The 9,093-nt window shown below is 74.4% G+C and carries 7 protein-coding genes; 1 reads left to right on the forward strand and 6 read right to left on the reverse strand.

The window, feature by feature from the left end; all coding sequences use genetic code 11:
- The 6 genes from ACFRMQ_RS33110 to ACFRMQ_RS33135 form a co-directional block, all read right to left on the reverse strand.
- Nucleotides 1-2,325 (reverse strand): xanthine dehydrogenase family protein molybdopterin-binding subunit (locus ACFRMQ_RS33110; protein ID WP_380734445.1); only part of this gene is annotated, 2,325 nt, incomplete at its 3' end.
- Nucleotides 2,322-3,605, reverse strand: a complete 1,284-nt coding sequence (locus ACFRMQ_RS33115) for a 2Fe-2S iron-sulfur cluster-binding protein (protein WP_380734446.1) — start codon at nt 3,603-3,605, stop codon at nt 2,322-2,324. The genes ACFRMQ_RS33110 and ACFRMQ_RS33115, both read right to left, overlap by 4 nt.
- Nucleotides 3,602-4,468, reverse strand: coding sequence for an FAD binding domain-containing protein (locus ACFRMQ_RS33120; protein WP_380734450.1), 867 nt, complete (start codon nt 4,466-4,468; stop codon nt 3,602-3,604). Before ACFRMQ_RS33120 ends, ACFRMQ_RS33115 begins: the two co-directional genes overlap by 4 nt.
- Before the next feature lie 315 nt (nt 4,469-4,783).
- Complete coding sequence (locus tag ACFRMQ_RS33125) at nt 4,784-6,394, reverse strand: beta-N-acetylhexosaminidase (RefSeq protein ID WP_380734447.1); 1,611 nt, start codon at nt 6,392-6,394, stop codon at nt 4,784-4,786.
- Between the two features lie 88 nt (nt 6,395-6,482).
- Nucleotides 6,483-6,761, reverse strand: coding sequence for a DUF3039 domain-containing protein (locus ACFRMQ_RS33130; RefSeq protein WP_316528933.1), 279 nt, complete (start codon nt 6,759-6,761; stop codon nt 6,483-6,485).
- 62 nt (nt 6,762-6,823) lie between these two features.
- Nucleotides 6,824-7,408: a YqgE/AlgH family protein gene (locus tag ACFRMQ_RS33135; RefSeq protein ID WP_380734448.1), complete on the reverse strand. Its 585-nt coding sequence runs from the start codon at nt 7,406-7,408 to the stop codon at nt 6,824-6,826.
- A 302-nt stretch (nt 7,409-7,710) separates the two neighbouring features.
- Here ACFRMQ_RS33135 and murA point away from each other — a divergent pair, with 302 nt between their 5' ends.
- Complete coding sequence (murA, locus tag ACFRMQ_RS33140; protein ID WP_380734449.1) at nt 7,711-9,051, forward strand: UDP-N-acetylglucosamine 1-carboxyvinyltransferase; 1,341 nt, start codon at nt 7,711-7,713, stop codon at nt 9,049-9,051.
- The last annotated feature ends 42 nt before the right edge of the window (nt 9,052-9,093 follow it).

Below are 9,093 nucleotides of genomic sequence, written 5' to 3' on the forward strand. Positions count from 1 at the left end.
GACCGTGACGGCGTCCTCCGCCCGGATCGGCAGCCGGCCCACCGGCAGGCCGGTGGCGGCGCGCACGGCCGCGGCGACGGCCGCCGGGGCGACCACCGCGGGCACGGCGCCGACCGCCTTGGCGCCGAACGGGGCCACCACGTCTCGCTCCTCCAGCAGCGCGGCGATCCGCACCTCCGGGGTGTCCAGCGAGGTGGGCAGCCGGTAGCCGGTGAGCGAGGGGTTGCGCAGCACCCCGCCGTCGGTGCGCAGGTCCTCCAGCAGTGCCAGGCCCACTCCCTGGGCCACCCCCGCCTCGATCCGGTCCTCGATCTGCCGCGGGTTCAGCGCCCGGCCGACGTCCTGGGCGACCGTCATCTCGACCACCCGCACCGCGCCCAGTTCGATGTCCACGTCCACCACCGCGCGCATCGCGCAGAACGAGATGGAGACGAAGGCGTCGCCCTGCCCGGACTCGTCCAGCGGCTCGGTGGGGTGCGGGCGGCACTGCGCCGTGGCCCACAGCTCCTTGCCCTCCAGCGCCTCGGCGACCGGCATGCCGAGCACCCCGTCGTACGAGGTGATCTTGCCGTCGGAGATCTGGAGCAGTTCCACCGACATCCCGAAGTTCGCCGCGATCGGCTGCAGCAGCTGGTGGCGGACCATCAGCGCGGCCCGCTCGACGGCCCCGCCGGAGACCCAGGTGTGCCGGCCCCGGGCGGACGGCCCGGCGATCGACTGGTCGCTGTCGGCCGGCGCGATGTAGACCTCGCTGACGCCCAGCACCGTCTGCACGATCTGCCGGGCCAGCGTGGCGAAGCCCTGCCCGGCGTCGACCGCCGCGCAGATCACCGTGGCGTGGTCCCCGCTGACCCGCACGGTCGCGGTGGAGACCTCGTCCTCGCCCTCGGCGCCCAGCATGTGCACCATGCCGACGGCGTAGCCGATGCCGCGCCGCACGGCTGCCGGGTCACCCGCGCCGCCGGGCCCGCCGGGCAGCAGCCACTCGGCGTCCGGGTCGTCCACCGGCAGGGCCGGCAGCGGCTCGGCGGCGACCGCGTCCAGCAGCGCGCGCACCGGCGCGGGGCAGGTGACGGCCTGTCCGGTGGGCAGCGGGTCACCGGTCGACATCGCGTTGCGGCGGCGGATCTCCACCGGGTCCACACCGATCCGGGCGGCCAGCTGGTCCAGCTGCGACTCGTAGGCGAAGCAGGCCTGCAGCGCGCCCTCGCCGCGCATCCGGCCGGCCGGCGGGTTGTTGGTGCGCACCGCCCAGGCGTCCACGAAGACGTTCGGGCAGACGTACGGACCGACCGAGAAGGCCGTCGCGGCGGCCAGTGCCTCGGCGGAGACGTCCGCGTAGGCTCCGCCGTCCAGCAGGATCTGCGCCTCGACCTTCACCAGGGTGCCCTCGGCGTCGGCGTGGTGGCGGTAGCGCAGCAGCGCGGGGTGACGCGAGGTGTGGGTGTGGAAGGACTCCTCGCGGGTGAGCGTCATCTTCACCGGGCGGCCGGTGCGCAGCGCCAGCAGCGCCAGGGTCACCTGGAAGGACAGGTCCTCGCGGTCGGTGGTGGCGCCCGGCACGCCGGTGGCCACCAGCCGGACCCGGTCCGGCTCCAGTCCGAGGCAGGCGGCGGTGCGGTCGCGGTCGCCGTGCGGGTCGGTGGAGGACAGGTGCAGTTCGACGCCGCCGTCCGGGCGCGGCACGGCCAGCCCGGCCTCGGCGCCCAGCGGGGCCGGGTCCTGCCGGCCGACCTGGTAGAGCCCCTCGACGACGATCTCGCCGACGGCGTCCGGGTCCCCGGTGCGCAGCGGCAGGTGGCGGAAGAGGTTGCCGTCCGGGTGCAGCGGCGGCGCGGTGAAGGCCTGCTCGGGGTCGGTGACGGCCTCCAACGGCTCGTAGTCGACCGAGATCAGCCCGACCGCCAGCCGGGCGGTGTCCGGGTGGTCGGCGGCCACCGCCGCGATCGGCTCGCCGTGGTGGCGCACCACGCCGGCGGCCAGCACCGGCCGGTCGGCGACGATCGGTCCGGCCGGGGCGCCGTCGGAGGTGCCGTCCGGGCCGGGCGGCAGGTCGGCGGCGGTGACCACGGCGTGCACGCCGGGCAGCGCCAGCGCGGCCGAGGTGTCGATGCCGCGGATCCGGGCGTGCGGGTGCGGCGAGCGCAGCACCGCGCCCCACAGCAGCCCCTCGGCCCAGAGGTCGGCCGCGTACGGGTAGATGCCGAGCGCCTTGGGCAGCGCGTCGCCGCGCAGCGGGGAGCTGCCCAGGCCGATCGGCTCCGGCGCGCCGCCCTCGCCGGCGTCCTGCTGGAGTGCTGCGCCGATGTCGGTAGGCGACGTCATGATGCGTGGTCGTCCTCGGGGAGCCGGATGCCGTGGGCGGGGGTGGCCCCGTACGGGGCGCCGGCCGGGGCGCCGCCCTCGGCCGGGGCACCGTGCGGGTGCGGGGCACCGTGCGGGTGCGGGGCACCGTGCGGGTGCGGGGCGGCGTACGGGGTGCCGTGCGGGGGCGTGCCGTCGAAGGCCGCCCCGGGCAGCGGGGTGCCGTGCGCGGGGGTGGACTGGTAGACGGGGGCGTCGTACCCGGTGTCGTAGCCGTTCTGCTGCTGGTGGCCGTCCGGGTAGGGCAGGTAGGTGCCGTGCGCGGGGGTGGCCTGGTACGGCTGCTCGGGGTAGCCCTGCGACGGGTAGTACACCTGGTCGTCGGTGGCCTGGGCGGGGATCGCGTCCCGGATCGGGGCCAGCACGGTGGTGTCGTACACGCCGGAGTCGTAGCCGCCCTGGGGGTCGCCGTACGGCATCCCGACCGGGGTGGGCTCGATGCCCTGCGGCGCGGCGGGCTGCCGGACGGGCGGCTGCTGCTCGGTGTGCTGCTGCGGGACGTGTTCGATCCAGGCCTCGGCGTCGGTGTAGACCGGCGGTTCGACGGCCTGCCCGGGATCGGCGGGGCCCGCCACCGGCACCTCGGCGAGCGGCACCTCGACGGCGGGCTGTTCCCCGAGCGGCTCGGCCGGTGCCTGGGCGGCGGCCCCGGCCGCGGCGGCCTGCGCGGCGGCGGCCTCCGCCTCCTCCGCCTCCAGCGCGCGGGCGTCCGCGACGGTCTGGACGGCGGCCAGCACGCCCCGGTAGCCGGTGCAGCGGCAGAGGTTGCCGCAGAGTGCCTGGCGGGCCTCGACCTCGGTGGGCCGGTGGTTGCGCTGGAGCAGGTCGTGCACCGCCATCGCCATGCCGGGGGTGCAGTAGCCGCACTGCACGGCGCCGGAGGTGGCCAGTGCCTGCTGGACGTCGCTCGCGCCACCGGCGGCCGACAGGCCCTCGACGGTGTTGATCTCGCTGTCGGCGGCCAGCGCGGCGGGCACCAGGCAGCCGGCCACCAGCTGGCCGTCCACCTGCACCGAGCAGGCCCCGCACTCGCCCTGCTCGCAGCCGTCCTTGGCGCCGGCCAGGCCGAGCCGCTCGCGCAGCACGTAGAGCAGGCTCTCGCCGATCCAGGCGTCGGTGACGGGCCGTTCGAAACCGTTGACCCGCAGCGTGTACGAGGCGCACGGGCGCAGCTCGCGGCTGACCTGCGGGGAGAGGCCGAGCGGGTCGGCGTCGAGGGTCTCGATGGGGTCTGTGGTCACTTCAGCACCCTTCCCAGTGCCCGTCGGGCCAGCACCGATACGGTACGCCGCAGCCGGACGGCGGCCGCGGTCGGCCCCTCGGTCACGGCTTCCCAGGCACCCTCGGCACCGTAGTTGTCGGGGACGCAGGCGGTGGCCACGTACTCGCCGAAGGCGGCGGCCGCGACCGGGTCGATCTCCCGGCTGCCGTCCCAGTCGATGCAGCCGGCCACCCAGGCCTCGGCCTCCAGCGGGCGCAGCGGCACCGGCGCGACGGCCCCGACGGCGCAGCGCACCGAGCGCCGGGCCGGGTCGAGGACGAGGGCGACGGAGGCGGTGGCGCGGGCCGGGCCGCTGCGGCCGGTGGCCTTGAGGAAGACCTGCGGGGCGTGCAGCAGCGGGACGCGCACCCAGGTGAGCAGTTCGCCGGGGCGCACCGGGTCGAGTCCGGTGAGCAGGTGACTGACCGGCACCTCGCGGCTGCCCCCGGCCCTCGTGAGGGTGACGGCGGCCTCCAGCGCGGTGAGCACCGGGAGGGTGTCGCCGGCCGGCGCGGCGGTGACGATGTTTCCGCCGAGGGTGCCGACGTTGCGGACCTGCGGCGGGCCTGCGGTCCGGGCGGCGTCGGCGAGGGCGGGGATGAGCGCGGCGAAGTCGGGGCGGTCCATCCTGGCGTGGGTGAGTCCGGCCCCGAGCACGGCGGTGCCGCCGTCCTCGTAGCGCCAGCCGCGCAGTTCGGTGATCCGGCCGAGACCGACCAGGGCGGCGGGGCGCAGCCGTCCGGCGTTGACGGCTTCCATCAGGTCGGTGGCTCCGGCCACCGGTACCGCGGCCGGGGCGGCGGCCAGCGCGTCGACGGCCTCGTCGAGGGAGGCCGGCAGCATGATCGTCCGGTTCACCTGGGTCCCACCGTGCTCCACTTGCTCATCGATCGCCTGCCGCCCGCACGGCCTTCGGCCGTGCTGTCCTGCGTCAGCAGCCCGGCCTGGCCCGTAGGGTACGGGCGATCGGGCCGGGTTGGGCAACTCTGGCACACAATGCTCGATGATCATTTCGGGACCGGTGAACGGGACTGCCCGATTGGGACCGATACCGGGCGGTATCCGCCCCGGCCCGCTCCGGGCCGGGACAGATGTTCATCAGTTCTTGACGTCGGACGACCGCTCAGAAGTTCCCGGTGAGTACGACCAACACACCGGTCAGCGCACCGGCGGCAGCCCCTCGATCGGGCGGCCGAGCACCCCGGGCCGGCGCTGCCACGGGTGCGGACCGTCGGCCGGGCGGTACTCGACGCCGAGCGCGTCCAGCGCCTCCAGGTGCGTCGTCAGCCGCCCCTCGAAGCCGGCGAAGTCCCGCTCGGCCGGCTCGGCGGGCAGCTCGGACCAGGCGACCTCGGCGAAGGCGACCAGCCGGGGGAAGGCCCGGTAGTCGATGTCCCGGGCGCTGTCCATGAACTCGCTCCACAGGTTCGCCTGGGTGCCGATCACGTGCCGGGCGGCCGCCTCGTCCAGCTGCTTCGGGACCGGCTCGAACCGGTAGACGTCCTCCAGGGTGCGCACGAAGCCGACCGGGATCGGCTCGTCCGGGCCGTCCGCCTGCCGGTGGTCGAAGTAGACGTGCTGCTCGGGGCACATCACCACGTCGTGCCCGGCCTTCGCCGCGGCGATCCCGCCGCCGAAGCCACGCCAGGAGGAGACCGCGGCGCCCGGCGCCAGGCCGCCCTCCAGGATCTCGTCCCAGCCGATCAGCCGGCGGCCGCGCTCGGCCAGCCAGCGGTCGAAGTGCCGGATGAGGTGGCTCTGCAGCTCGTCCTCGTTGGCCAGGCCCAGCTCGCGGATCCGCGCCTGGGCGGCGGCACTGTCCTTCCACTGCTCCTTGGGGCACTCGTCGCCGCCGAGGTGGACGAACTCGGACGGGAAGAGCTCCAGGACCTCCTCCAGCACGCCCTCGAAGAAGCGCAGGGTCTCCTCGGAGGCGTTGAGCACGTTGTGGCTCACCCCCCAGTCGGTCCAGACCCCGAGCGCGGAGGTGTCCACCACGTCGGTGTTGCCCAGCTCGGGGTAGGCGGCGACGGCGGCCTGGGTGTGGCCGGGCAGGTCGATCTCCGGGACGACGGTGACCCCGCGCGCGGCCGCGTAGGCGACGATCTCGCGCAGGTCCTCCTGGGTGTAGTAGCCGCCGTGCGGACGGTCGTCGCGGCGCTGCCCGGCCCGGTAGCCGACCATCGAGCGGTCGCGCCAGGCGCCGCGCTCGGTCAGCCGCGGGTAGCGCTTGATCTCCACCCGCCAGCCCTGGTCGTCGGTCAGGTGCAGGTGCAGCACGTTGAGCTTGTGCGCGGCCAGCAGGTCGACGAAGCGGAGCACGTCCGACTTGGGCAGGAAGTGCCGGGCGACGTCGAGCAGCGCGCCGCGCCAGCCGAACCGGGGGGCGTCCTCGATGTCGGCGCCGGGCAGCACCCAGCCGTCGTGGCGCAGCGGCGAGCGGCGGTAGGCGTCCGGCCCGAGCAGCTGGCGCAGCGTCTGCGCGCCCCACAGCGCCCCGGCCGGGCCGCCCGCGGCGATCAGGGCGTGGCCGGGGCGCACCGTGATCCGGTACGCCTCGGCGGCCAGCGTCCCGTCCTGGACCAGCTCGATGCCCCCGCCCGGCCGGCCCGGGCCCAGCGGCAGCCCGGTGGCGGCGGACAGGGTGGTCCGCAGCCAGCGCTCGGCGTCGGCCAGCGCGGGGGAGGCGGTCAGCGTGGTGGCGGCGTCGAGCGGATAGTCCTCGTCCGGGCGGCGGACGGCACTCGAAGGCGCGGGAATGAGGTCCATTCCGACATCCTGCCCACGCCCTGAACGATTGGCATAGACCACCCCTGAAACGCGGTGCTATGCAAAACGGCGTTGCGCGGAGGCGGGACTACTTGTTCTCGCCGTCGCCGCCCTGCGGCTTGCCGATGCCGTCGTAGATCTCCTTGCACATCGGGCAGACCGGGTACTTCTTCGGGTCGCGCCCGGGCACCCACACCTTGCCGCAGAGCGCGACCACGGGAGACCCGGAGAGCGCGCTCTCCATGATCTTGTCCTTCTGGACGTAGTGCGCGAAGCGCTCGTGGTCGCCGTCCCCGTGGGACACCTGCGGGACGGGCTCGACCAGGGTGCCGGTGCCGAGGCCGCGCTCGGGCTCAAGAGTGCTCATGGGTGCCAAGTCTATGGGCGCCCCCGGAAACCCGGCCAGTGTCGCGCCGCCGGGCCGGTGGCTCAGTTCATCGTCGGGTCGTCCGGATAGGTCGCCAGCAGGGCGAGCGGGCCGCGCTGGCGGCGCAGCACCGAGCGCCACAGCCGCTCCGGCTCGGGGCTGGAGACGTCCCCGGGCTCGCAGTCCACCAGGTACCAGGCGCCGCTCTCCAGCTCCGCCTCCAGCTGCCCCGGCGACCAGCCGGCGTACCCGGCGAAGATCCGCAGGCTGCCCAGCTCGCCGGCCAGCACCTCGGGCGGCGCCTCCAGGTCGACCAGGCCGATCGCGCCGTGCACCCGACGCCAGCCGAGCGGCTCGCCGGTGCCCGGCTCCCCCGGCGCCACGGCGAGGCCGAGGGCGGAGTCCAGCGCGACCGGGCCGCCCTGGAACACCACCGCCGGCTGTCCGACGAGTCTGTTCCAGCCGTCCAGCACACTGCCCACCTCGACCGGCGTCGGCCGGTTGAGGACCACGCCGAGCGCCCCCTCGACGTCGTGGTCGAGGAGCAGCACCACCGCCCGTGCGAAGTTCGGGTCGGTGAGCAGGGGCGTCGCGACGATCAGACGGCCGGTGTGGGACCGGCCTCCGTGCGAATGGGCCGCCGTCATGCCCACATGATCCCGCAGAACGGCACCGCCCGGACACCGCAACACCCGGAAACCTCCCCGCCCCACGAACACCCGTACGGCCGCACCAACGGGCGCCCGCGGGCCCCGAGAGAGCACCATCACGGGAGAGGCTCACGGGAACCGACGGCGCGCCTACTACCATCTACGTCTGGTGGACGCCCTTTACGGTGCCGACTCGGTTTCGCCGGGGGCCCGAACGCGCCCGTTTACGACCGGTCCACCACCGGCTCTCTCCCGGAGCCCTCCCCCCGACTCCTCTGGCACCCCGGATTGCGAGAACGATGACCGACGACGTCCTGCTGGTCCACGGCGGAAACCCCCTCGAAGGCGAGATCCGCGTCCGCGGTGCGAAGAACCTGGTGCCCAAGGCCATGGTCGCCGCCCTCCTCGGCCAGGGGCCCAGCAGACTGCGCAACGTCCCGGACATCCGCGACGTCAAGGTGGTCCGCGGCCTGCTCCAGCTGCACGGCGTGACCGTGCGCGCCGGCGACGAGGACGGCGAGCTGATCCTCGACCCCTCGCACGTCGAGAGCGCCAATGTCGCCGACATCGACGCCCACGCGGGCTCCTCCCGGATCCCGATCCTGTTCTGCGGCCCGCTGCTGCACCGCCTCGGCCACGCCTTCATCCCGGGCCTGGGCGGCTGCGACATCGGCGGCCGTCCGGTCGACTTCCACTTCGAGGTGCTGCGCCAGTTCGGCGCGTCCATCGAGAAGCACCCGCAGGGCACCTACCTGGTCGCCGCGCAGCGGCTGCGCGGCACCAAGATCGAGCTGCCCTACCCGTCGGTCGGCGCGACCGAGCAGGTGCTGCTCACGGCCGTCCTCGCCGAGGGCGTCACCGAGCTGCGCAACGCGGCCATCGAGCCGGAGATCGTCGACCTGATCTGCGTGCTGCAGAAGATGGGCGCGATCATCACCCTGGGCACCGACCGCACCATCCTGATCACCGGTGTGGACGAGCTGAACGGCTACACCCACCGCGCGCTGCCGGACCGCCTGGAGGCGGCCTCCTGGGCCTGTGCGGCGCTGGCCACCAAGGGCGACATCTACGTCCGCGGCGCCCGCCAGCTGGAGATGATGACCTTCCTCAACACCTTCCGGAAGGTCGGCGGCGCCTTCGAGGTGGACGACGAGGGCATCCGCTTCTGGCACCCGGGCGGCGAGCTCAAGGCGATCGCCCTGGAGACCGACGTGCACCCGGGCTTCCAGACCGACTGGCAGCAGCCGCTGGTGGTCGCGCTGACCCAGGCCACCGGGCTGTCCATCATCCACGAGACGGTGTACGAGTCGCGGCTCGGCTTCACCGGCGCGCTGAACCAGATGGGCGCCCACATCCAGCTCTACCGCGAGTGCCTGGGCGGCACCCCGTGCCGCTTCGGCGCCCGCAACTTCCTGCACTCCGCGGTCGTCTCCGGCCCCTCCAAGCTGATCGGCTCCGAGCTGGTCATCCCGGACCTGCGCGGCGGCTTCTCGTACCTGATCGCGGCGCTGGCGGCCGAGGGCACCTCGACCGTGCACGGCATCGACCTGATCAACCGCGGCTACGAGAACTTCATGGACAAGCTGCGCGACCTGGGCGCCCACGTCGAGCTGCCCAGCGAGCAGCTGGTCGACGCCTGACGGCCCCGGCCCGACGACGAGAGGCCGGGCTCCCCAATGGGG

The sequence above is a fragment of the Kitasatospora sp. NPDC056783 genome, from assembly GCF_042789895.1.
Taxonomy (GTDB): domain Bacteria; phylum Actinomycetota; class Actinomycetes; order Streptomycetales; family Streptomycetaceae; genus Kitasatospora.

Excerpts from the sequence above, each read along its gene's own strand:
- ACFRMQ_RS33125 (WP_380734447.1), bottom strand. The coding sequence starts at position 6,394 with ATGGACCTCATTCCCGCGCCTTCGAGTGCCGTCCGCCGCCCGGACGAG.
- ACFRMQ_RS33120 (WP_380734450.1), bottom strand. The coding sequence starts at position 4,468 with ATGCTGCCGGCCTCCCTCGACGAGGCCGTCGACGCGCTGGCCGCCGCC.
- ACFRMQ_RS33135 (WP_380734448.1), bottom strand. The coding sequence starts at position 7,408 with ATGACGGCGGCCCATTCGCACGGAGGCCGGTCCCACACCGGCCGTCTG.
- murA (WP_380734449.1), top strand. The coding sequence starts at position 7,711 with ATGACCGACGACGTCCTGCTGGTCCACGGCGGAAACCCCCTCGAAGGC.
- ACFRMQ_RS33130 (WP_316528933.1), bottom strand. The coding sequence starts at position 6,761 with ATGAGCACTCTTGAGCCCGAGCGCGGCCTCGGCACCGGCACCCTGGTC.